Source organism: Adlercreutzia muris, from assembly GCF_008831045.1.
GTDB lineage: Bacteria > Actinomycetota > Coriobacteriia > Coriobacteriales > Eggerthellaceae > Adlercreutzia > Adlercreutzia muris.
On sequence record NZ_WAJS01000016.1, the window covers coordinates 46188 to 69177 of the forward strand.

Annotated in this window: 16 protein-coding genes; 10 read left to right on the forward strand and 6 right to left on the reverse strand. The window is 67.9% G+C overall.

The annotated features are described in order from the left end of the window. Positions 1-20 precede the first annotated feature (20 nt). The gene (locus F8D48_RS06395) at positions 21-1148 is read right to left on the reverse strand and encodes a YeiH family protein (RefSeq protein ID WP_240806260.1); all 1128 of its coding nucleotides are present in this window, start codon (positions 1146-1148) and stop codon (positions 21-23) included. Positions 1149-1335: 187 nt separating this feature from the next. Here F8D48_RS06395 and uvrB point away from each other — a divergent pair, with 187 nt between their 5' ends. Then, entirely contained in the window at positions 1336-3453 is a 2118-nt protein-coding gene (gene uvrB, locus F8D48_RS06400; protein ID WP_151430567.1) for an excinuclease ABC subunit UvrB, read from the forward strand. 252 nt (positions 3454-3705) lie between these two features. After that, positions 3706-5322 (forward strand): polysaccharide deacetylase family protein, encoded by a 1617-nt coding sequence (locus F8D48_RS06405; protein ID WP_151430544.1) that lies wholly within the window; start codon positions 3706-3708, stop codon positions 5320-5322. 198 nt (positions 5323-5520) lie between these two features. Here F8D48_RS06405 and F8D48_RS06410 read toward each other — a convergent pair whose 3' ends face one another. The 3 genes from F8D48_RS06410 to F8D48_RS06420 are packed head-to-tail and all read right to left on the reverse strand — an operon-like array spanning position 5521 to position 7910. Next, entirely contained in the window at positions 5521-7143 is a 1623-nt protein-coding gene (locus tag F8D48_RS06410; protein ID WP_151430546.1) for a DNA repair protein RecN, read from the reverse strand. 12 nt (positions 7144-7155) lie between these two features. Beyond that, entirely contained in the window at positions 7156-7602 is a 447-nt protein-coding gene (locus F8D48_RS06415; protein ID WP_135971134.1) for a hypothetical protein, read from the reverse strand. Positions 7603-7604: 2 nt separating this feature from the next. Beyond that, the gene (locus F8D48_RS06420; RefSeq protein WP_135971133.1) at positions 7605-7910 is read right to left on the reverse strand and encodes a hypothetical protein; all 306 of its coding nucleotides are present in this window, start codon (positions 7908-7910) and stop codon (positions 7605-7607) included. 283 nt (positions 7911-8193) lie between these two features. On the opposite strand from F8D48_RS06420, the gene F8D48_RS06425 reads away from it, so the two are divergent. From F8D48_RS06425 to pheT, 3 genes are all read left to right on the forward strand, one after another. Further along, the gene (locus F8D48_RS06425; protein ID WP_151430548.1) at positions 8194-9336 is read left to right on the forward strand and encodes a coiled-coil domain-containing protein; all 1143 of its coding nucleotides are present in this window, start codon (positions 8194-8196) and stop codon (positions 9334-9336) included. 423 nt (positions 9337-9759) lie between these two features. Further along, complete coding sequence (gene pheS, locus F8D48_RS06430; RefSeq protein WP_151430550.1) at positions 9760-10821, forward strand: phenylalanine--tRNA ligase subunit alpha; 1062 nt, start codon at positions 9760-9762, stop codon at positions 10819-10821. Positions 10822-10836: 15 nt separating this feature from the next. Continuing rightward, positions 10837-13287: a phenylalanine--tRNA ligase subunit beta gene (pheT, locus tag F8D48_RS06435; protein ID WP_151430552.1), complete on the forward strand. Its 2451-nt coding sequence runs from the start codon at positions 10837-10839 to the stop codon at positions 13285-13287. 20 nt (positions 13288-13307) lie between these two features. On the opposite strand, the gene acpS is transcribed toward pheT, so the two are convergent. Next, on the reverse strand, positions 13308-13862 hold the full coding sequence (gene acpS, locus F8D48_RS06440; protein WP_240806261.1) for a holo-ACP synthase: 555 nt from the start codon (positions 13860-13862) through the stop codon (positions 13308-13310). A 209-nt stretch (positions 13863-14071) separates the two neighbouring features. On the opposite strand from acpS, the gene glmS reads away from it, so the two are divergent. Together glmS and F8D48_RS06450 are read left to right on the forward strand one after the other, a co-directional pair. Beyond that, positions 14072-15919: a glutamine--fructose-6-phosphate transaminase (isomerizing) gene (glmS, locus tag F8D48_RS06445; protein WP_151430554.1), complete on the forward strand. Its 1848-nt coding sequence runs from the start codon at positions 14072-14074 to the stop codon at positions 15917-15919. A 21-nt stretch (positions 15920-15940) separates the two neighbouring features. Continuing rightward, positions 15941-17791, forward strand: coding sequence for a hybrid sensor histidine kinase/response regulator (locus tag F8D48_RS06450; protein ID WP_135971389.1), 1851 nt, complete (start codon positions 15941-15943; stop codon positions 17789-17791). A 9-nt stretch (positions 17792-17800) separates the two neighbouring features. On the opposite strand, the gene F8D48_RS06455 is transcribed toward F8D48_RS06450, so the two are convergent. Next, positions 17801-18685: an NAD(P)H-hydrate dehydratase gene (locus F8D48_RS06455; RefSeq protein WP_151430556.1), complete on the reverse strand. Its 885-nt coding sequence runs from the start codon at positions 18683-18685 to the stop codon at positions 17801-17803. Between the two features lie 156 nt (positions 18686-18841). On the opposite strand from F8D48_RS06455, the gene F8D48_RS06460 reads away from it, so the two are divergent. The 3 genes from F8D48_RS06460 to F8D48_RS06470 all read left to right on the forward strand — a co-directional run bounded on the left by F8D48_RS06460 (position 18842) and on the right by F8D48_RS06470 (position 22625). Continuing rightward, on the forward strand, positions 18842-19381 hold the full coding sequence (locus tag F8D48_RS06460) for an HdeD family acid-resistance protein (RefSeq protein WP_160324698.1): 540 nt from the start codon (positions 18842-18844) through the stop codon (positions 19379-19381). 198 nt (positions 19382-19579) lie between these two features. Further along, on the forward strand, positions 19580-21715 hold the full coding sequence (gene ligA / locus F8D48_RS06465) for an NAD-dependent DNA ligase LigA (protein ID WP_151430560.1): 2136 nt from the start codon (positions 19580-19582) through the stop codon (positions 21713-21715). Between the two features lie 328 nt (positions 21716-22043). Beyond that, positions 22044-22625 carry a C40 family peptidase gene (locus F8D48_RS06470; protein WP_135971385.1) on the forward strand — a complete coding sequence of 194 codons (582 nt, stop codon included), beginning with the start codon at positions 22044-22046 and terminating at the stop codon, positions 22623-22625. The last annotated feature ends 365 nt before the right edge of the window (positions 22626-22990 follow it).

Sequence of the window (22990 nt, forward strand, 5' to 3'; positions counted from 1 at the left end):
CGTGGAGACGGCCTCTTTTGCTACCACAGTCCGAGCGTGTGCTGCATGGCGAGGCTGGCGGCGGCGATGCAGATCCAGCAGATGAGACCCATGAGGATGGGCTTGGCACCGGATTTCACGAGCTTCACGAGGTCGGTGTTCAGCCCGATGGCAGCCATGGCCATGACGATGAAGAACCGACTCAAGGTCTTCAAGGGTGCGAAGACCGCCACGTCGGCGCCAGCGGCCACGGCAACCGTGGTGATGACCGAGGCTGCCAAAAAGAGCAGGATGAAGGTGGGGAGGGCGCGCTTCAGCGAGAAGCCGCTGAGGGGCTTCGTGGTGGCGGGAGCCGCCGTGGCGATCTCGGCGTTGGCAGCAGGGTCGCTCGCTGCCGTGCCGTCGGTGCCGCCGACGCCTGCAGCCGCGCCGACGCCTGCCGCGTTCTCCTTGCGCGCCACTGTGATGGCCAGCACGAGCGTGATGGGGATGATGGCGAGCGTGCGCGTGAGCTTCACGATGGTGGCGTCGTCGAGCGCGTTGGCGCCGGGGTGCATGCCGTCCCAGGCGGCCGCGGCGGCGGTGACCGACGAGGTGTCGTTCACGGCGGTGCCGGCGAACAGGCCGAAGCCCTCGTTGGACATGCCGAGCGCGCTTCCCAAGGTGGGGAAGATGAGCGCCGCGATGACATTGAACAGGAAGATGACCGAGATGGCCTGGGCCACCTGCTCGTCTTTCGCCTTGATGACCGGAGCCGTGGCCGCGATGGCGCTTCCGCCGCAGATGGAGGAGCCCACGGCGATGAGCGTGGCGATGGCGCTATCGAGGTGCAGCACGCGGTACAGGAGGTAGCCCGCGATGAGGGCCGTGGCGATGGTGGAGCAGATGATGGGCAGGCTCTCGGCGCCCACGGCGGCGATCTGGGCCAGGTTCAGCCCGAAACCGAGCAGGATGACGGCGTACTGCAGCACCTTCTTGGCCGTGAACGCGATGCCGTCCTGAACGGTGCCCCGCGCCGGCTGCTTCCAAACAAGGGCGATGGCCATGCCTGCCAGGATGGCGAATACCGGGCCGCCGACGACCGGCAGCGCCTCGCCGAGAAACCAGCAGGGCACAGCGATGGCCGCGCAGACGCCGATGCCGGAAACCACGTTCTTCAGATTCGCCACAGCCTTCTCCTTCACGCTCCGCCGATGACGATTGCGAAGTATAGCACTCATGAATGGAGAGACGCAGGTAATATATGCGAACATCTGTTCAATTATATCGGGCCGTGCTAAACTGGGCTTCTTCTAACGACATTTTGAGAAGGAGACGCGCGTGTCCACTCATCTTTCCAATATCGAGGGCATCGAGATGGCCGGCAAGCTTCCCGAGGTGCGCCTGGCGGGCACGCCGTTCAAGGTGGTTTCGCCCTTCGAACCGTCGGGCGATCAGCCCGAGGCCATTTCAGCGCTCGCAAAGGGCATCGAGGAGGGGCTGCGCTACCAGACGCTTCTGGGCGTGACCGGCTCCGGCAAGACCTTCACCATGGCCAAGACCATCGAGGCGGTGCAGAAGCCCACGCTCGTCATGGCTCCGAACAAGACCCTCGCGGCCCAGCTGGCCGCCGAGCTGAAGGAATTCTTCCCTGACAACGCCGTGGTGTACTTCGTCAGCTACTACGACTACTACCAGCCCGAGGCCTATGTGCCCGCCTCGGACACCTTCATCGAGAAAGACGCCTCCATCAACGAGGAGGTGGAGAAGCTGCGCCATGCGGCCACCTCGGCCCTGCTGTCGCGCCGCGACGTCATCGTGGTGGCGTCGGTGTCGTGCATCTACGGTATCGGCAGCCCCATGGACTACGCCGGCATGGCCGTGTTCGTCGACAAAGAGAAGGAGATGGACCGCGACCAGGTCATCCACGAGCTCATCGATATCCAGTACGATCGCAACGACTACGAGCAGAAGCGCGGCACCTTCCGTGTGCGGGGCGATGCGCTCGACGTGTTCCCGCCCTACGCCGACCACCCCATCCGCATCGAGTTCTGGGGCGATGAGATCGAGTCCATCGACGAGATCGACCAGGTCACCGGCGAGGTGCTGAGCAGCTACGAGGCGCTGCCCATCTGGCCGGCGTCCCATTACGTGACGGCGCGGCCGAAGATGGACAAGGCCCTGGTCACTATCCAAGACGAGCTGCGCGAGCGCCTCATGCAGTTCAAGGAGGAGGGCAAGCTCTTGGAGGCCCAGCGCCTGGAGATGCGCGTGAACTACGATCTGGAGATGCTGGAGACCATGGGCTTCTGCTCGGGCATCGAGAACTACTCGCGCCATCTGGACGGACGGGCGCCGGGCGAGCCCCCCTACACGCTCATCGACTACTTCCCGAAGGACTTCCTCTGCATCATCGACGAGTCCCACGTCACAGTGCCGCAGATCCGCGGCATGCACGAGGGCGACCGCTCCCGCAAGATCACCCTGGCCGAGCACGGCTTCCGCCTGCCCAGCTGCCTGGACAACCGCCCCTTGCGCTTCGATGAGTTCGAAGAGCGCATACCCCAGTTCGTCTACGTGTCGGCCACGCCGGGCGACTACGAGGAGAAGGTGAGCCTGGCCCAGGTGGAGCAGGTCATCCGCCCCACGGGCCTGCTGGATCCCGAGATCGTCGTGCGCACGAGCGCGAGCCAGATCGACGACATTATCGACGAGGCCAAGGACCGGGCCGCCCGGGGCGAGCGCGTGCTCATCACCACGCTCACGAAGAAGATGGCCGAGGACCTCACCGACCACCTGCTCGACCAGGGGGTGAAGTCCCGCTACATGCACTCGGACATCGCCACCCTGGAGCGCACTGAGATTTTGCGCGATCTGCGCCGGGGCGAGTTCGACGTGCTTGTGGGCATCAACCTGCTGCGCGAGGGCCTGGATCTTCCCGAGGTATCGCTCGTGGCCATCCTGGATGCCGATAAAGAGGGCTTCCTGCGCAACCACCGCTCGCTCATTCAGACCATCGGGCGCGCGGCCCGCAACGTGTCGGGCCAGGTCATCATGTACGCCGACCGCATCACCGACTCCATGCGCCGCGCCATCGACGAGACGCGCCGGCGCCGCGAGATCCAGATGGCCTACAACAGCGAGCACGGCATTGAGCCCCAGACTATCCGCAAGGCCATCAACGACATCATGGGATTCATCACCGAGGACGTGGAGGGCAGTACGGCCGAGCAGGTGAACAAAGAGCTGGCCGAGCTGTCCCGCGAAGAGGTGCTGCGCATCATCTCCTCCATGGAGGACGACATGGCGGCGGCCTCCCGCGATATGGACTTCGAGGAGGCGGCCCGCTTGCGCGACCAGGTGGTGAAGCTGAAAAGCTCGGTGGAGGACAAGTCCGAAGACGACGTGCTGAAGGACCTGAAGAAGTCGGCCCGCAAGGGGAGCGCCTACGGCAACCGCAAGCACGCCGCCTACGGCAGCAGCCGTGGGGCCTGAGCGCTGCCGCATGGGGGGCGGGGCGCGAGCCGTGGCGAACGGGTCGGCGGCGTTGCCTGGGCTGCGATGGCTTCGGCGGCCCCTCGCGGGCCCCAGAATGCTCTCGGTTCGGCCCATGCTCACTCGTGGAGATGCTGCGGATTGCGATCTTTACGGAAATGTAAGCCGGAGAGCGCGGGGAAACGAGGTTGCAGGACGTATAATGCCCCTAGACAACCTGTGCCACCCTTGAGCTTGCTTGAAGGAAGTTAGATGCCCAATCAGCCGACGACTCCTGCGGGAGGAAGCCATAATCCGCGGAACAACCCGCGGCCGCATCCCAAGCCCACGCGCCGGCACCCGTCCCAGGAGACGGGGAGCTTTTCCGCGGCCCCGTATCTGACGGGCCCGGCGGCCGTCCTTCCGCCCGACGATGATCCGGCTGTGGCGGGGTGCTCTTACCCGAGCGGCCATGATGCCGCCTCCCAAGAGGCGGCGGCCCGGGCTGCCTACGAGCAGTACGCCGCGGCCGTAAGCCAGCCCCATCCCCAGGCGGCGAATCACCCGCAGTACGGCTCGCGCTATCAGCAGCAGGGCGGCTATGCCGGTTACGCTCCCGCGGGGGCGAACCCGCGGGTCATGCCCGCTCAGAAGACCGAGGGGCAGATGACCCCCTACGACGACATGGGCCGCTATAAGAAAAAGGGAAAGAAGAAGAGCGGCATCGTCTCGGCCATCGTCGCCGTGGTCATCTTGGCGGTCATCGGGGTCGGCGTGTACCTCTATTTGAACCCGCCCACCTACAACGTGACGGTCAACGGCATGACACGCACGGTGCACGATGGCGCTACGGTAGGCGATATCATAAACGAGGGCATCGTGTCCCCTAAGCCCGGCAACCTCCTCGCCGTCGATGGGGAGGTACTCGAGGAGGGCGGTGGTACGCCGTTCACGGGTACCATCAACGGCAGCGAGTTCACCGATGCCGCCACGGCCCTTCACAAGGGCGATACGCTCCAGATCGAGGACGGCGCCGATGCCACCGAGGATTACGAGACCGAGACCGTGGAGAGCGAGCCGGGCCATCAGGAATTGGGCGACGGCGCCATCCATGTGTACGTGCCCGGAGAGACGGGCCAGGTGGAGAAGCGCACCGGTAAGGTGTCGGGCAAGACCGTCGAGGAGACGGTGCGCGAGGGCCGCGATAACATCTATCTGAAGTACAACGCCGATACCAAGGGGGAGAAGGTCGTCGCGCTCACCTTCGACGACGGCCCCATCGGCACCACGCCCGAACTGCTCGATGTGCTGAAGCAGTACGGGGTGAAGGCCACGTTCTTCACCATCGGAGACCAGATCTTCGATAAGACCGATTTCTCAGAAGTGGTGAAGCGGGCTGCCGACGAGGGACACCAGATCTGCACTCACAGTTACGATCACGCCTCCGGGTCGGGCCGCGGTGTCGATATGACCCGCATGTCGGCCGACGAGCAGATCGCCGAGGTGCAGAAGGGCCAGGACGCCATCACCCAGGCTACGGGCAAGGAAGCGTCGAAGATATTCCGTTCTCCGGGTGGCAATTATCACGACGAGATCATCTGGACGCTGCAGCCCTATGTGACCGGAGAGATCGGCTGGAACGTCGACACCGAGGATTGGCGCCGTCCCGGCGCCGAGGCCATCGCCCAGCGCCTGCTGAGCGTGAAGCCCGGCGATGTGGTGCTCATGCACGACGGGGGCGGCGACCGCAGTCAGACCATCGAGGCGCTGAAGATCGCCCTGCCCCAGCTGGTGGAAGAGGGGTACAAGTTCGTGACCATCGACCAGCTCATTGCCTATGACGACGTGGAGGCTCTGGCCAAGGACCTGCAGGACGCCGCAGCCGCCTAAGGCGCCTGCGGTTCCCCGTGGGAATCATCATTGGGAAGCGCGCCGGCGCGCCGATCGCCTTTCCGGTCAGGGGATGGGGGCTTTGCCCTCATCCCCTTCTTCTAGCGGGGCTCAGCTTATGGGGGGGCGCCCTCCTCCGGGTAACGAGGCCGCGTGCCGACGAGCAAGCATCGCGGCCTGCACCGACAGACGGCGCGATCAGTCTCGGGCGCGGTCGAGCATTTCCCGGGCATGGGCCAGGGAGGTCTCGGTGGTACTGCCCGACAGCAAGCGGGCGATTTCCGCGATGCGGGCATCCCCCTCGACCGGGGCGAGCTCGGTGCGGGGCTCGTCGCCGGCTGTCTTGGTGACGGTGTAATGGGCATCGGCCAGCACGGCCACCTGGGCCAGGTGGGTGATGACGATGACCTGATGGCTGGCGGCCAGCTCGGCGAGGACGGCGGCCAGGGCGTTGGCGGCGTTGCCGCCCACGCCGGCATCCACCTCGTCGAAGATGAGGGTCTCGGTGCCGTCGCGCTCGCCGAGCACCACCTTCACGGCCAACATGACGCGACTGATCTCGCCGCCGGAGGCGATGCGGGTGAGGGGGCGCGGCTGCATGGATTTGCTGGCCCGGAACTCGAAAGCGACAACGTCGGGGCCGCTGCGGCTCCACTGCTCGCGCGGCAGCTCGCCCACGGTGCAGAGCAGCTCGGCCCCGCCCATCTCCAGGCGCGCGAGCACGGCGTTCACGGCCTCTGCGAAGCGGGGGGCCGCGCCGCGCCGCGCCCCGTCGTAGGTCGCGGCCCGCTCGGCGAGGACCGCCTCCGCCGCGTCCCGCGCCCGCTGGGCCTCCTCGATGAGCCCATCGGCATCGTCGACGGCGGCCACGAGGGCGGCTGCCTCGTCCCAGCGGGCGAAGACCTCCTCCATGGTAGGACCGAAGCTGCGCATGAGGCCGGTGAGCTGGCCCATGCGCTCCTGGGCCTCGGCGAGGGAAGCGCCGTCGAAGTCGATGCCGTCGCAGTAGGCGGCCATGTCGCGGGCCACATCCTCGATGACGAAGGAGGCCTCGCGCAGGGACTGGGCGTAGGGGGCGAGGCTCTCGTCGGCCCGCGCAGCCTCGTCGATGAGCCCGATGGCGGCGTTCAGGGCATCGAGGGCCCCTTCGTCGCCGGACAGGGCCGCCGCCGCGCCGTGGGAGTTGCGGGCCAGCGTCTCGGCGTGCTCGGCCCGGGCGAGCCAGTCGCGCACCTCCTCGTACTCACCGCCCTGGGGGTTGGCGGATTCAATCTGCTGAAGGGTGAAGCGGGCCTCGTCGAGCTGGTTCGAGGAGGCGCTCGCCTGGGCCCGAACCTCTCGCAGGTGCGCCTCGGCCGCCTCGGCCGCCTCGAGGGCCGCCCGGTAGGCTCCGGCCGCCTCTGCAGTCTCGTCGGCCCAGGCGTCTAGGATGCGGCCGTGCTCGGCGGTCTTGAGGAGGGCCTGGTACTCGTGCTGCCCGCAGAGCTCGATGAGGGGGCCGACGGTGGCCGCCAACTCGGAGACGCTGGCCATGGCCCCGTTGATGGAGGCGCGGGAGCGGCCGTCGGCCCCGACGCGGCGGGAGATGACGAGGTCGTCGGCTTCTCCCGGAGCGAAGAGCCGTCCGTCCACCTGGGCCCGCTCGGCCCCCTCGCGCACCACGGCGCTGTCGGCCCGCGCCCCCATGAGCAGCTTGCAGGCCGAGATGAGAGCGGTCTTGCCGGCGCCGGTCTCGCCGGTGAGCACGGTGAGGCGCGGGGAGGGGGCAAGGGCGGCCCTGCGGATGAGGGCGATGTCGCGCACGTGGATTTCGTCGATCATGGGGCGCCCTTTCTAGAAGTCGATGAGGTCGAAGACGATGCCCTGCTCCCGCTCGAGTACCTCGAAGAACTCCTCGGGCTCCACCCGGCGGATGGGCCGTGAGATGTCGACGGGGCCGGTGCCCGTGATGATGAAGTCGGCCTGGATCTTGCGGGCGCAGGCCTCGGTCAGGGCCGTCTCGTAGGGAACGCCCCCGTGGTCGAGGGCGAAGCGCACGTCGCCGCCGTCTACGGAGCAGACCGACAGAAAGCCCATGGTAGAGCGCAGGGCCGATCGGGCCTCCCCGTCGGCCACGGCCGTGGCCAGGGCGCTGCGCACCCGCTCGAAGCTCGCCGCTCCCACCCACAACTCCGCTGTGCCCGTCAGTTCCAGGGCGTTGAGCTTGTTCCAGGCCTCGCGGGTCTGGGGTCTCTCGGCTACGAAATCGAGCAGCATGTCGCTATCAATGAACAATCGCATGGCTACATCTCCTCGGGACAATCGGGCTCAAAGGCCGCAAGGGCCGGCCCCTCGGGGCCCCAGAATGTGGCGGGAACGCTGCGAGTGGCGTGGCGCAGGCGAAAGCGCAACTCGTTGACTTGCGCGTCGGTGAGCGTGATGCGCAGGGGCTGTTCGCTCGGCTGCGGGTCGGGCAGCTGCCCGGTGCGCAGCACGTAATCATAGGCGGCGTTCACCAGCTCAGTGGGGGATGAACCGATGGAGCGCAGCTGCGCATTGACTTGATCCCGAATCTCCACGGGGACTCGGGCGGTGACCATGGCATGCATGGTGCCTCCTTTCCGTATGGACGCAGTGTAGGGGAAGGGAGTAAAAAAATCAATAGTAATACGAACAAACATTTGCATTACATGGAAGATTCTGGTATCGTGCAGCGAGGGGCGGGACGCTCGGTCGTGTCTTTTTCGGCAAGACGCTTGTCAGCAACCGTATTATTCGGGAAGATAAAGCGATATGTCACGGGCCGCCTCCTCGGAAACGGGGAACCGGTCCGGAGAATGTCAGCGCAACGAAAGGGATGCCTTGGTATACCTGCAACGACAAGGACGGCGCTTGATCGCGGGCTTCATGGCGATCCTGCTCGCCTGCTCCCTGGCGGCGCTCGCGCCCGTATCCGCTTTGGCGAACCCGGCCGACGATGCCCAGGCTGCCGTTGACGATGCCCAAGCCACGCTTGATGCGGCCGAGTCGCGCATGGCCGAGATAAACGAGGAGTATGAGCAGCTCACGGCCGAGGTGGAGCGTCTGCAGCAGCAGATCGACGACACCGCGGCCTCCGCTCTCGAGGCCCAGCAGGCGATGCTGGAGGGACGCTCCGTCTTGGAATCAGTGGCCGTGGGGGAGTACCGGGATGGCAGTTCTCTGGGACTGCTCGGCCTGGTGCTCGACTCGAAGAACTTCGATGATCTGCTGCGCAATATGGAGTACGTCAACCAGATCATGGCCTATCAGGCCGAGGAGATCGCCGAGCAGAAGGAGCGCAAGCGCGCCTTCGATGAGGTCTCCGACGAGCTGAACGCCCAGAAGAACGAGCAGGAGCAGGCCCTGGCCGCCCAGGAAGAGAAGCGGGCCCAGGCCGAGGCCGTCGTCCAGGGCGCCACCGAGCGCCTGGCCGGCGCCAAGGAGGACCAGGCGGCCCGGCTGGCCGAGCTGGCCGCCCAGGCCGAGGCCCTGCGTCAGCAGCAGGCTCAGGCCGAGGCTGCTGCGGCTGATAATGTGGAAGAGAGCCCCGATGCCAACACCGGCGATCGCGAGCCGGTCGTCTCCGACGACGAGCCAGTGACGTCCGACCCCGACGAGGGTTCCGGGGGCTCCGGTTCCGGCTCGGGCTCCGATTCCGAGTCCTCGGGCTCGGGGTCGTCCAACGAGGGGTGGCTTTCGGGCACCGCATCGGCCTACGGCGGCAGCACCGATCCGTCCACGCCCAACCCGGGCACCACGGCCACGGGCGCCATCTGCGACGATAACTCCATGGGCGTGGCCGTTCCCAAGTCGATGCCCAACTACCGCAGCTACTTCGGCCGCACCGTGGAGATCCGCTACGGCGGCATGACCGTGTACGCTACGGTGAACGACTGCGGCTCCATGGGCGGCGGCAGCCGCGTGCTCGATCTGCAGCCCGGCGTATGGAAGGCCTTCGGCTTCTCCAGCTGCCGCGACTGGGGCCTGCGCACGGTGAAGTACCGCTTCCTGTAGCGTCGCGGCCGCCTCCCGCGGTCTCTGCGGGGATTGCGGTGGTCGCACCGCAAGAAGTGCGCTATACTGCACTGCTACATGCGATGACGAAGATAAGGCTCGCAGGCTGAGATCACCAGAGAAGGGCCCCCTGGCTGAAAGGGCCCGATCGGAGGCGCGAGACCAGTTCCCTTCCGAGCAGCGCCCTTGAACCCGGCAATCCGCGTTGCGGCGCCGGCCAGTAGGGGGCGACGGCTCGCTCCCGTGACCGAGCGCAACGAGCGGGCGATGGCGCCCCCGGCCGAGGGCCGGACGGAGCCATGGCCAACCGAGGTGGTACCGCGAGAGCCCTCTCTCGTCCTTGGGTTTCGGAGACGTGTCTCCGGCCAAGGCGGGAGAGGGCTCTTTTCTATAGGTTCGATGTACGAGAAAGGGAAGGCAGATATGGCAATCGCAGAGGAGCTCGCGGCGCTGCGCGAGAGCACCCTGGCCGCCATCGAGGCGGCGGCCGACTCGACGGCCCTCGACGGGGTGCGCGTGGCGGTGCTGGGCAAGTCCGGCAGCCTGACCGGCTATCTCCGCTCCATGGGATCGGTCCCCCCCGAGGAGCGGGCGAGCGTGGGTAAGGCCGTGAACGAGGCCCGCGTGGAAGTGGAGGAGGCCCTGGCAGCCCGCAAGGCCGTGCTCGATGCCGCGGAGCTCTCCGCCGCCATCGACGAGGCGGCCGTGGACGTGACGCTGCCCGGCCGTGCCCAGCAGATGGGCACGCGCCACCTCATCAACGGCATCATCGACGAGATCTCCGATATCTTCTTGGGCCTGGGCTACAAGGTGGTCGAGGGCACCGAGGTCGAGACCGACTACTACAACTTCACGGCCCTGAACGCCCCGGCCGATCATCCGAGCCGCTCCATGCAGGACACCTTCTACGTGCGCGACCTGTCCGGCGACGCGGCTCGGGTGCGCGGCGAGTCCGACGTGCTCCTGCGCACCCAGACCTCCGGCGTGCAGGTGCACACCATGGAGGACTGGGACCTGCCCATCTACATGGTCGCCCCGGGCAAGGTGTACCGCCGCGACGTGGCCGACCCGTCGCATTTGCCCCAGTTCCACCAGATCGAGGGCCTCGTGGTCGATCGGGGCATCACCTTCGGCGACTTGAAGGGCACCCTCGACTACCTGTGCAAGCAGATCTTCGGCCCCGAGCGCAAGACCCGTTTCCGCGCCCATTACTTCCCCTTCACCGAGCCCTCGGCCGAGGCGGACGTGAGCTGCGGCATCTGCCACGGCGAGGGCTGTCGCATGTGCAAGGGCACCGGCTGGATCGAGATCCTCGGCTGCGGCATGGTGGATCCCAACGTGCTGTCCATGAGCGGCATCGATCCGGAGGAGTACTCCGGCTTCGCCTTCGGCATGGGAGTGGAGCGCATCGCCTGCCTGAAGTACGACGTGCCCGACCTGCGCATGCTGCTCGAGGGCGACATGCGTTTCCTGCGTCAGTTCTAGGAGAGGAATGAAGCTATGAAAGTATCTTTGAAGTGGCTTTCGGAATATACGCAGGTGCCGGGCGATTTGAAGGCGTTCTGCGACCGGCTCGATCTGACGGGCACGGGCGTGGAAGGCGTCGAGCAGACCGGCGAGGCCTTTGAGGGCGTTGTCGTGGGGCACGTGCTCACTTGCGAGCCCCATCCCGATTCCGACCACATGCACGTGGTGACCGCGGACGTGGGGGCCGGCGAGCCGGTGCAGATCGTCTGCGGCGCCCCGAACATCGCCGCGGGCATCAAGGTGCCCGTGGCCTGCGTCGGCGCGGTGCTGCCCGGCGATTTCAAGATCAAGAAGTCGAAGCTACGCGGTGTCGTCAGCTGCGGCATGTGCTGCTCCCAGCGGGAGCTGGGCCTCGGCTCCGACCATTCGGGCATCTGGATCCTGCCCGAGGAGACCCCCGTGGGCACCCCTGTGGCCGAGGTGATCGGCTCGGGCGACACGGTGCTCGATCTGGAGATCACCCCCAACCGCCCCGACTGCCTGTCGGTGGTGGGCATGGCCCGGGAAGTGGGGGCCATGTACCAGCAGCCGGTGACCTACCCCCTGGCCGACGACGTGGCGAAGCTCGCCGCCGTCGCAGCCGGCGAGGATGTGGCCGCCGCCGTCACCGTGGAGGTGCCCGACAGCGAGCGCTGCTGTCGGTACACGGCCCGGGTCATCGACAACGTGAAGGTGGGCCCCTCGCCCGATTGGCTCGCCGAGCGCGTGAGCGCCGCCGGCGGCCGCCCCATCAACAACGTGGTGGATGTGACCAACTACATCCTCTACCTCTACGGCCAGCCCCTGCACGCCTTCGACTTCGACACCCTGCGCGACGGCGACGGGCGCGTGCGCATCATCGTGCGCGGCGCTGCCGAGGGGGAGCGGCTTGTCACCCTCGATGGGGTGGAGCGCGTTCTTTCCGAGGACATGACCGTCATCGCCACCCCCGAGCGGGCCATGGCCCTGGCCGGTGTCATGGGCGGCCTGGACACCGAGGTGACCGAGGCCACCACGACGGTGCTGCTGGAGTCGGCGGACTTCTGCAACGGTCGCACTTCCCGCACGAGCCGCAACCTCGGCCTTATCTCCGAGTCCTCCATGCGCTACGAGCGCGGGGTGGACGAGAACCTGACCGAGCTTGTCTCCCAGGCCGCGGCGGCCCTGCTCGCCGAGGTGTCCGGGGGCACCGTGCGCCCGGGTGTGGTGGACGTGTACGGCCGGCCGGCCGAGGCGCGCCCGCTCACTTTCCGCATCGACCGCTTCAACGCCATGATGGGCGCCGATATTCCCGCCGATTTCATTGAGGACATCCTCGTGCGCCTCGGCTGTGCCGTGGAGGCCACGGGCGAGGCCGCGGTGCTCTCGGTGCTGGCCCCCACCTTCCGTCCCGACCTGGAGCGCGAGATCGACTTGTACGAGGAAGTGCTGCGCCTGTGGGGCATGGACCGCATCGAGCCGACGTTGCCCGGCGGCCGCGAGCGCGTGGGCGCCCGCACCCCCGAGCAGGAGACGCTGCGGCTGGTGAACGCCGTGCTGCGGGCCTCGGGCCTCAACGAGACCATGACCTACTCCTTCGCCGAGCCCGGCGACGTAGAGCGGCTGCGCCTACCCGCCGACGGCCTCGGCCTGGCGGTGGAGCTGCTGAACCCGCTCAATGCCGACCAGTCGGTCATGCGCCAGTCCATCGTGCCGAACCTGCTGCGGTCGGTGGCCTACAACCAGGCCCGCGGCGTGAAGAACATCCAGCTCTACGAGATCGGCACGGTGTTCTCGGCCGCCGAGGGGCGCAAGAAGGCCAAGGAGCGCAAGAAGCTCGCCGCCGTCATGGCCGGCTCCATGGGGGATGCGGCCTGGAACGCGCCGGCGGTGCCCTTCGACTTCTTCGACGGCAAGGGTGTGCTGGAGAACCTGGCCCGCGAGCTGGCGTGCCCCAAGGTGCGCTTCCGGGCCCTGGCCGCCGATGAGGCGCCCCAGCTGCAGCCCGGCCGGGCCGCCGAGATGCTCTCCGGCGGCGCCGTCATCGGCTGGGTCGGCGAGGTGCACCCGCTTGTGTGCGACGCCTTCGACGCGATGGCGCCGGTGGTGGCCTTCGAGCTGGACGTGGCGGCCCTCGTGAAGGCGGCCCGTCCCGCCCGCGACTACGTGGCCGTGCCCACCTTCCCGGCCGTGGTGGTGGACCAGGCCTTCGTGGTGGGGGAGGACGTGACCCACGAGAAGCTCGTGCAGGTGATGACCTCGGCCGGCGGCAAGCTGCTGGAATCGGTGGCCCTGTTCGACGTGTACCGCGACGAGGAGCGCGTGGGGGCGGGCAAGAAGTCCATGGCCTACACCCTCACCTACCGCGCCGCCGATCGCACCCTCACGGGCGAGGAAGTGGAGCGGGCCCACGGCAAGCTGGTGGCCAAGGTGGAGAAGGCCTGCGGCGCCGAGGTGCGCGGCTAGCGGTTAGGAGGCGGCCGGGGCTACTCCCGGCCGCCCTCGTTTGCGGGGAGCTCGTCAAGAAACGAGCGGGCCTCCTTGAACTGACGGGTCAGCTCCTCCATGGGGTCGCGCCGGCGCTTTTGGGCGGCCACGGACTCGTCGGTGATGGCCATGGCGCAGGCCACGGCGTCGGTGTGCGTGTAGGACAGCGAGATGGGGATCTCGCGTACCCCCATCTCCCGGGCCACCTCCCGGGCCCGGCCCGTGAGCACCACGTAGGGGCGCCCCTTGCTCGTGCGGCGCACCTCCACGTCGAGCCAGCCGATGCCCTCGGAGAACCCCGTTCCCAGGGCCTTGAGCACCGCCTCCTTGGCGGCGAAGCGGGTGGCGTAGTGCACCTCCGGGTGGGCGTGGCCGTCGCAGTAGGCCCGCTCGGCGGCGGAGTAGACCTTCTCGGTGAAGGCGGGAGAGCGCTTGATGATGCGGGCCATGCGCTCGATCTCCACGATATCGACGCCGAGGCCCACCGAATCGCTCGCCACGGCCATGGACAGGGCACCGTCGACGATAGCCTGGGATTTCTTGGATCGGGCCACAATGCCGCCTTTCCTTGGGAGTGCCGGGGAGGAGGGAGCCGGCTCGCCGGTCGCGCCGTCTCCGTGTCGCCCGCCATTCTACCAGATGCGCCCCGTGCGCACGTTTCGTGAAACGGGGCGCGGCATTCTGCCCGCGACGGTACAATGATGCGAATCACCGACAAGAACGAGGGGCGCTCCGGTGCGTCCCGTTTCCAAAGGAGCAACCTATGTGCGGAATCGTTGGATACACGGGGGCCGCCCCCGCCGAGCCCATCCTCATCGAGGGACTCTCCCGCATGGAGTACCGCGGCTACGACTCGGCTGGCGTGGCCGTGCAGCAGGGGGAGGCCATCGAGGTGGTGTGCCGCAAGGGGAAGGTGTCCGAGCTGGCCCATACCCTCGAGCACTTCGATCTGACCGGCACCTGCGGCATCGGGCACACCCGCTGGGCCACCCACGGCAAGCCGAGCGAGGCCAACGCCCATCCGCACACCTCCTGCGCCGGCGATATCGCCGTGGTACACAACGGCATCATCGAGAACTTCGCCGAGCTGCGCGAGGAGCTGGTCGGCCGCGGCCACGCCTTCAAGTCCGAGACCGACACCGAAGTGGTGGCCCATCTCGTGGAAGAGGCCTACCAGCGGCTGCGCGAGGCCGGCGCCGGCGACCTGCGCGCCGCCGTGGCCGAGGCCGCCTCCCAGCTCGTGGGCGCCTACGGCCTGGCCGTCATGGCCGAGGACGAGCCGGGCACCATCATCGTCTGCCGCAAGGACTCGCCCATCGTGGTGGGCCGCGGCGAGACGGGCAGCTACGTGGCCAGCGACATCATCGCCCTGATCGATGCCACCCGCGATGTGGTGGTGCTCGCCGACGACCAGATGGCGCGCCTGACGGCCGACGGCATCGCCTACTTCGACATGGACGGAAACCCGCTCGAGCCCGAGGTGACCCACGTTGATTGGGATATCGACGTGGCCGAGAAGGGGGGCTATCCCGACTTCATGCTGAAGGAGATCCACGAGCAGCCCCGGGTCATCCGCGACACCCTGGCCGGCCGCCTTTCCGGCGGGTCGCTCACCATCGACGAGCTGGACATGACTCCGGCCGAGCTCAACCTCGTCGATCGCGTCTACGTCATCGCCTGCGGCACCTCCTACCACGCCGGCCTCATCGCCAAGAACCTCATCGAGGGCTGGGCCCGCATCCCCTGCGAGGTGGAGGTGGCCAGCGAGTTCCGCTACCGCAATCCCATCATCACCCCCACGACCCTCGTGGTGGCCGTGTCCCAGTCTGGCGAGACCGCCGACACCCTGGCCGCCATCCGCGACGCCCGGGTGCGCGGCGCAAAGGTCTTCGGCATCACCAACGTGGTGGGAAGCCCCGTGGCCCGCGAGTCCGACGGCGTCATCTACACCAAGGCCAACAAGGAGATCGCCGTGGCCTCCACCAAGAGCTTCCTGGGCCAGGTGGTCTCCCTCACCCTGTTGGCCATGCTGCTGGGCCAGTCCACGGGCCGGCTCACCCAGGGCCAGATCAAGCTCCTGTTCAGCGAGCTGGCCGACACGGCCGAGGCCGTGGAGCGCATCCTCACCGAGTGCGGGCCGGCCGTAAAAGAGGCCGCTCGGGCCATGGTGGATGCCCCGAGCGCCCTGTTCATCGGCCGCGGCATGGGGGCGGCCACCTCCTACGAGGGGGCCTTGAAGCTCAAGGAGATCAGCTATCTGCACGCCGAGGCCTACGCCGCCGGCGAGATGAAGCACGGCCCCATCGCGCTCATTGACGAGAACTTCCCCGTGGTGGCCATCGCCACCGACAGCCCGGTCTACGACAAGGTGGTCTCGAACCTCCAGGAGTCCCGGGCCCGCGGCGCCTGCATCATCGCCGTGGCCACCGAGGGCGACGAGGACATCGCCAAACACGCCGACCATGTCATCTGCATCCCGAAGGTGCGCGACGCCTTCAGCCCCATCACCGCGAGCGTGCCTCTGCAGCTTCTGGCCCGCGAGGTGGCCTTGCTGCGCGGCTGCGACGTGGACCAGCCCCGCAACCTGGCCAAGTCCGTCACGGTGGAATAGCTCCTCGGGCGGCCGGCGACCATGAGGCAGAGACTCGATTCCCGGACCATCTTCGTGGCCGTCGCGGCCGTGGTCATTGCCTTGGCCGCGGTCATTGCCGCCGCCGGCCTGCACTACTACGCCACTATCCACGAGCTGGTGGTGCAGGCCGACGCCATCATGCCCACGGATAAGGCCGAGGGCACCGCCATCGTGACCGTGACGGCGCGGCTCGTGGCTGTGCTCGTGGGCTCGGTGCTTCTGGCCGTGGCCGCCATCGCCGCCCTGCTCGTGTACCGTAACCGCCGCGAGCGGCGGGGCGAGCGCTACGTTCAGAGCATCTATCAGGCCATCGGCGCCAACATCGACACGGCCATCTTCATTGTGGACATCAAGGACCGGGTCGTGGAGGCGGTATTCGAGAACATCCAGGACATTTTGGGAGTGCCGGCCGCTGCGTTCTTCGCCGTGGACGGCCTGTCGGCCAACGAGGCCTACGCGAAGGTGGCGGCCATCGTGCACTCCGGCGTTCCGGGCGAGCGTCGCACCTGGGAGTTCCAGTGCTTCAACGGGGCCCTCGGCCGGAATATGTGGCTGCGCATCACGAGCCGCCCGGTCGTGCTCGGCGGCAGCGAGAAGATCATCTACTCGCTCACCGATGTGACCCACGAGCATGATATTCGCCAGAAGCTCATGGACACGGTGGCCGCCGCCGAGGAGGCCAACCGGGCCAAGAGCAACTTCCTCTCGGCCATGAGCCACGACATCCGCACCCCCATGAACGCCATCCTGGGCTTCTCGGCCCTCATCGACCGCGATGCCGACGACCCCGAGACCGTGCGCGAGTACAACCGCAAGATCGCCACGTCCGGCCAGCATCTGCTCGGGCTCATCAACGACGTGCTCGACATGTCGAAGATCGAGTCGGGCAAGACCACCTTGGCGGCCTCGGAGTTTCGCCTGAGCGAGACCGTGGCGGCGGTGGAGGCCATGATGCGGCCCCAGACCAGCGCCCGGGACCAGGTCTTCACCGTGGAAGTGACCGGCGTGACCTATGAGGCCCTCGTGGGCGACGAGGGGCGCCTGCGGCAGATTCTCATGAACGTGCTGTCGAATGCCATGAAGTACACTCCCGAGGGCGGTTCCATCCGCTTCGCCATCGACGGATCCCTCAAACGCCACGGCGCGTTGCAGCATCTGCGCATCGTGGTGGCCGACGACGGCATCGGCATGGCACCGGAGTACCTGGCCACCATCTTCGACTCGTTCTCCCGGGAGGAGTCGAGCCTGACCAACAAGATCCAGGGCACCGGTCTCGGCATGGCCATCACCAAGAACCTCGTAGACCTCATGGGCGGCACCATCGCCGTGGAGAGCGCCCTCGGCCGTGGCTCCACCTTCACCATCGATCTGGACTTCCCGCCGGCGGTCGGGGATGCGGCCGATGTGGACGTTCCGGCCCCCGAGGCCCCGGTGGACATCGACGAGGCCCTCGGCGGCCGCCACTTCCTCGTAGCGGAGGACAACGATCTGAACGCCGAGGTCATCGCCGCGGTGCTGGGTATCCACCATGGAACCTGCGATGTGGCCGAGAACGGCCGGGAGGCCGTGGAGATGTTCTCTGCCGCGCCCGCGGGCACCTACGCCATGATCTTCATGGATGTGCAGATGCCGGTCATGAACGGCCACGAGGCCGCCCGGGCCATCCGGGCCCTCGATCGGCCGGACGGGCGCACCATCCCCATCATCGCCATGACGGCCAACGCCTTCGCCGAGGATAAGCGGGAGGCCCTTGCGGCGGGTATGGACGCCCATGTGTCCAAGCCCATCGACGTGGCCGTCCTTGCCAAGACCGTAGCGGCACTGTCCCGCCCCGAGTCCTCTGGGGCTTAAGCGGCTCGCTTACCGGCCCGCGATGGCCCGCACGGCGGCCGGCAGATAAGAGGGGAGATCCTCGGCGACTACGCAGATGGCCGTGCGTGCCTCCTCGGCGGCCCGGCCCGCCTCGGCATGGAGGGCGCAGCCGAGGGCGGCGCTGTCCCGCGCCCCGATGCCCTGGGCGAGCAGCGCTCCGATGATGCCGGCGAGCACGTCGCCCGTACCGGCCTTGGCCAGGGCCGCCGTGCCGCGGTCCATGGCCTCCACCCCCGCGCCGTCGGCTATGTAGGTGCACGGGCCCTTGAGGGCCACGACGGCCCCGAAGGCCCGGGCGAGCTCGCGGGCGAGGGCCGCTCCCGTAAGGCCCTCTTCCAGCTGCGCCGCCCGGGCGAGCCGGACCGCCTCGCCGCCATGGGGCGTCAGCACGAGGGGCAGCCCCGCACAGGCCCGCTCAGCGGCCAGGCGCAGCCCCGTCGCGCTCGCCAGGAGGGTCAGGGCGCCCCCGTCGACGAGGAGCGGGCCGGCGAAGGCGTGCAGGGTCTCCATGACGAGCGGTCCCTCGGTCTTCCCCTCGCCGGCGAACCCGCAGCCGATGACGCAGGCGCCGGGGCGGTCGGGGCTTAGGGCGGCTCCGCGGCTCGGCTGCCAATGGCGCCAATCCTGCGCGACGAGGGAGGGGCTCGCGGCCCGCACGGCGAGCAGCGACTTCCCCGCGCAGAACACCTCGGTGTAGCCGGCCCCGGCCCGCTGGGAGGCCGTGGCCGCCAGGCAGGCCGCTCCGGGGTAGGCCGGCGAGCCCGCTACGAGGGCGAGGCGCCCGCGGCTGTACTTGTGGGCGTCGGGGGCGGGCCAGGGGAGCAGAGCCGCCAGCGCGGCATCGGTGCGAGGGGGTGCGACGGTGAAGGTCATGGGGGTCCTTTCCCGGGCGATGATCATTCCAACGCCGTGCCAACGCGGCGCAATCTCCTGGGCAACGGCCGCGCCGAGAGCGCTATGCTGCCTGGCGCGGCCCCCTACAATGGGAGCCCACCTAGTATACAACCTCGCATAAGGAGTGTGGAAACCATGGATATCAAACCGGGACGCAACTGGGCGCTGTTCGCCGCCGGCATCGCGCTCATCATCATCGGCTTCATCCTGCTCATGGTGCCGGGCCTCACGCTCGTGACCATCGCCATCTTGGCCGGCTGCATGTTCGTGGCCGCCGGCATCGTGGACGGCTGGGCCTTCTTCAGGTACCGCAAGAGCGCGGGCCTGTCGGCCTGGGCGCTCGCCTATGCCGCCTGCGACCTCATCTTAGGCGTGCTCTTCATCGCGCACCCCGTGGCGTCGGCCGTGGTGATCCCCTGGGTCATGGGCATCTTCGTCATCGCCTACGGCGTGTTCGGGATCGTGGCCTCGGTGCGGCTGCGGGAGGTGCTGCCCGGCTGGGGCTGGGTGCTGTTCTCCGGCATCGTGAGCGTGCTGTGCGGCTTCGCCTTCATCATCGCCCCGGGCTCCTTCGCCCTGTTCCTCGGGCTGTTCCTTATGGCCCGCGGTGCGCAGATGGCCGTCTACGGCGTGACCCTGCCCCAGGCGCCGACGCGCTTCGCCCACAACCACTAGGCGCACGGCGGCGACGGGTGCGGCCCTACGGCTTCGCCCGTCGCCCCGGCGGTGGTATCATAGCCGCTGCGACACGACCGAGGGCCCGGATTCGTCCGGGCCCTCGCTGACGAGGCGGCCGTCTTCCCCGCGGGAGGCGGCCGGTGCGACGGGCGGGGCCGCGCCACGGCCCTGCGGCGAGGAGAAAGGCGCATATCCATGGTTCAGCGGGAAAGCCCCCTGTTCGACGAGGCGGCCCTGGCGGCCGCGGCGAGCGATCCGGCCGCCCGGGCGGCGGCCCTGCGTCGCGAGATCGAGCACCACAGCTACCAGTACTATGCTCTTGACAACCCCACCATCTCGGATGCGGCCTTCGACTCCCTCATGGGCGAGCTGCGCGAGATCGAGGCGGCCCATCCGGAGCTGGTGACGCCGGCCTCGCCCACCCAGCGCGTGGGGGGCTACGTGGGCGAGCAGTTCGCCCCTGTCGTGCACGAGCGCCGCATGTACTCGCTCGACAACGCCATGGACTTAGACGAGCTGGACGCGTGGCTCGGGCGCGTGGAAGAGGCCTGCGGGGGCGTGCTGCCGCCGTTGTGCTGCGAGCTCAAGATCGACGGCAGCTCCATCGCCCTCACCTACGAGGACGGCCTGCTCGTGCGCGCCGCCACTCGCGGCGACGGCACCACCGGCGAGGACGTGACTGTGAACATGCGCACCGTGCGCGACGTGCCCCTGCGCCTGCGCGAGGGGGCGCTTGCCGCCATCACGCCCGGCACCGACGCGCTCGAGCTGCGCGGCGAGGTGTACATGCCCAAGAAGAGCTTCGAGGCGCTCAACGCCGCCGCCGTCACCGAGGGGCGCTCTCCCTTCGCCAACCCGCGCAATGCCGCGGCCGGATCGCTGCGACAGAAGGACGCGCGCGTCACCCAGGGGCGCGACCTGTCCACCTTCATGTACGCCATCGCCGACGAGGGGGCGCTCGACATTGCCGGCCAGTGGGAGCTGCTCCAGTGGCTGCGCGAGGCCGGATTCCATGTAAACCCCGATGTGCGGCTGTGCGAGAGCGCCGAGGAGGTGCGCGCCTTCTGCGAGGAGGCCGTCCGGCGCCGCGATACACTGCCCTACGAGATCGACGGCGTGGTGGTGAAGGTGAACGCCTTCGCCCGTCAGGCGGCCATGGGATTTACCGCCCGGGCCCCGCGCTGGGCCATCGCCTTCAAGTTCCCGCCCGAGGAGAAGACCACCCAACTGCTGGACATCACCGTGCAGGTGGGGCGCACCGGCGCGCTCACGCCCGTGGCAGAGCTGGAGCCGGTATCGGTGGCCGGGTCCACCGTGGCCCGGGCGACGCTGCACAACTTAGATGAGGTGCACCGCAAGGACGTGCGCGTGGGCGACACAGTCATCGTGCGCAAGGCCGGCGACGTGATCCCCGAGGTGCTCGGTCCGGTGCTGGCCCTGCGCAGCCCCGAGGCCCGCATCTGGGAGATGCCGAGCGCGTGCCCCAGCTGCGGCAGCCCCGTGGTGCGCGACGAGGGCGAGGTGGCCTTCCGCTGCATCTCCATCGATTGCCCGGCCCAGGCTTTGGAGCGGCTGCTCCACTGGGCGAGCCGCGGGGCGCTCGACATCGACGGCATGGGGGAGGAGATCGTAAGCCGGCTCGTGGAAAGCGGACGGGTAGCCGATGTGGCCGACTACTACTCGCTCTCTGAGGACGAGCTGGCCGCCATCGATATGGGCCGCGTGAACAAGGATGGCGAGCCCATCCGCCTGGGGCACACGGTGGCGAAAAAGCTCGTGGCCGCCATCGAGGCCTCCAAGGGCCGCCCCTTCGCCCGTGTGCTCTTCGGCCTGGGCATCCGCCATGTGGGCAAGACCACTGCCGAGCTTCTGGCCGGCGCCTTTCCCTCCATGGAGGCCCTGGCCGCCGCCGGCGAGGACGAGCTGGCCGGGATAAACGGCGTGGGCCCGAAGATGGCCCACGGCATCTGGCTGTTCTTCCGCACGCCGGACAACGTCTCGGTCATCGAGCGGCTGCGGGCCGCCGGCGTGGCCATGGCCGCCGAGGTTATGGAGGTCGACGAGGCGGCGCCCCAGGTGCTCGCCGGGCTCACCTTCGTGCTCACGGGCACCCTGGCCGCCTCGGGTATGACCCGGGACGAGGCCGGGGCGCGCTTGCGCGCCATGGGGGCGAAGGTGTCGGGCTCCGTATCGAAGAAGACGAGCTTCGTCGTGGCGGGGGAGAGCGCCGGCTCGAAGTACGACAAGGCCGTCGCCCTCGGCGTTCCCGTGCTCGATGAGGCGGCCCTTCTGCACCTGCTGGAGACCGGCGAGGTGCCGCGCGTGGAATAAGGATCGCCCTGCTCCTCCAGAGCGCGGCTGCGCGGTACCTTGATTCACTCAAGCTGCCCCCGCTTCGGGGGCAGCACCGCCGGGTTCGCCCCCCGTCGCTGCGGAACTCGCCCGGTCAGGGTGACCCGCATCCAACCTTTCGGTTCAAACGTTCTTCTGAGCAGGGCATTCGCCTCCAATCCGTCTCTCATCTTTTTCCTCAGGAATGGAGGCCGTGCGAAACGGCCGTGTCCATCCCGTTTATTTCCCGCGAGGGGGCTGTGAACTGAAGGCGCGGGACTTGTGAAGGGCCTTGGACGAGGGCGGCCGACCCGTTACACTCGCCGCCATGCTTAGTTACAGATTTCTCACCCAGCGGGCGCGCACCCTTCTGCTCGCCTGCGCCCTTTCCGCGACGATGATCGCGATGAGCGCCCCGGAGGCCCAGGCCAACGAGGTCGCGCAGGACAACCCCTTCACTCACATCGAGTCCTTCGCCAACGAGATCAAGGACTACGTGGGCGCTGTGGCCGACGGCGCCGCCGAGCGCGCCGCCGAGGAGGAGCGCGCGATCCGGCGCCAGTCGGTCGTAGACGAGGCCGCGAGCCACCTCGGGGTTCCCTACGTCTACGGCGGCACCACGCCGGCCGGCTTCGACTGCTCCGGGTTCACCCGGTGGGTCTTCGAGCACGCCCTCGGCATGGCGCTTCCCCGCACTGCCGCGGAGCAGAGCGCCCTGGGGGAGGCGGTCTCGCTCGACGAGGTGCTCCCCGGCGATTTGCTCTTCTGGGGCAGCGGCAGTGGCGTGTACCACGTGGGCGTCTACGTCGGCGACGGCGAGTACATCCACGCCTCCACGGGCGGCGGCCGCATTATGCGGGCCACCTTCGACTACTTCGCCCCCTCCTTCGCCAAGCGCCTCGTGGCCTAAGGGCTCCGAAGGAAGGTCGGCGAGCCCGGTCGGCTCTCGCTCGCGACTCTGTTTCCCAATCCTGAGCCCGCTCATCAGTGAAAAAAGTCATCCACGGAAAAATATAATCGGTGGCCTAAAAGGGGGAAACAGGGCGGCATATTCCGGAAGTTCCAGGCAAAATGCCAGATCAGCAACGGTTTTGCTACCGTTTTGCCCCATTGCTCATCGATGCCATCAGCGAAACATCGTCCCAACGAGATGTTTTCGCAGGTTGGACAGCGCAAGAAGTCGCGCTATAATGCCTACTTCAAGGCACCCGCTTGCCTTGGATTCGTATACCCGGACAGGTGGGGTCTGCGAAGCCCGTGAGAGATGATGACACA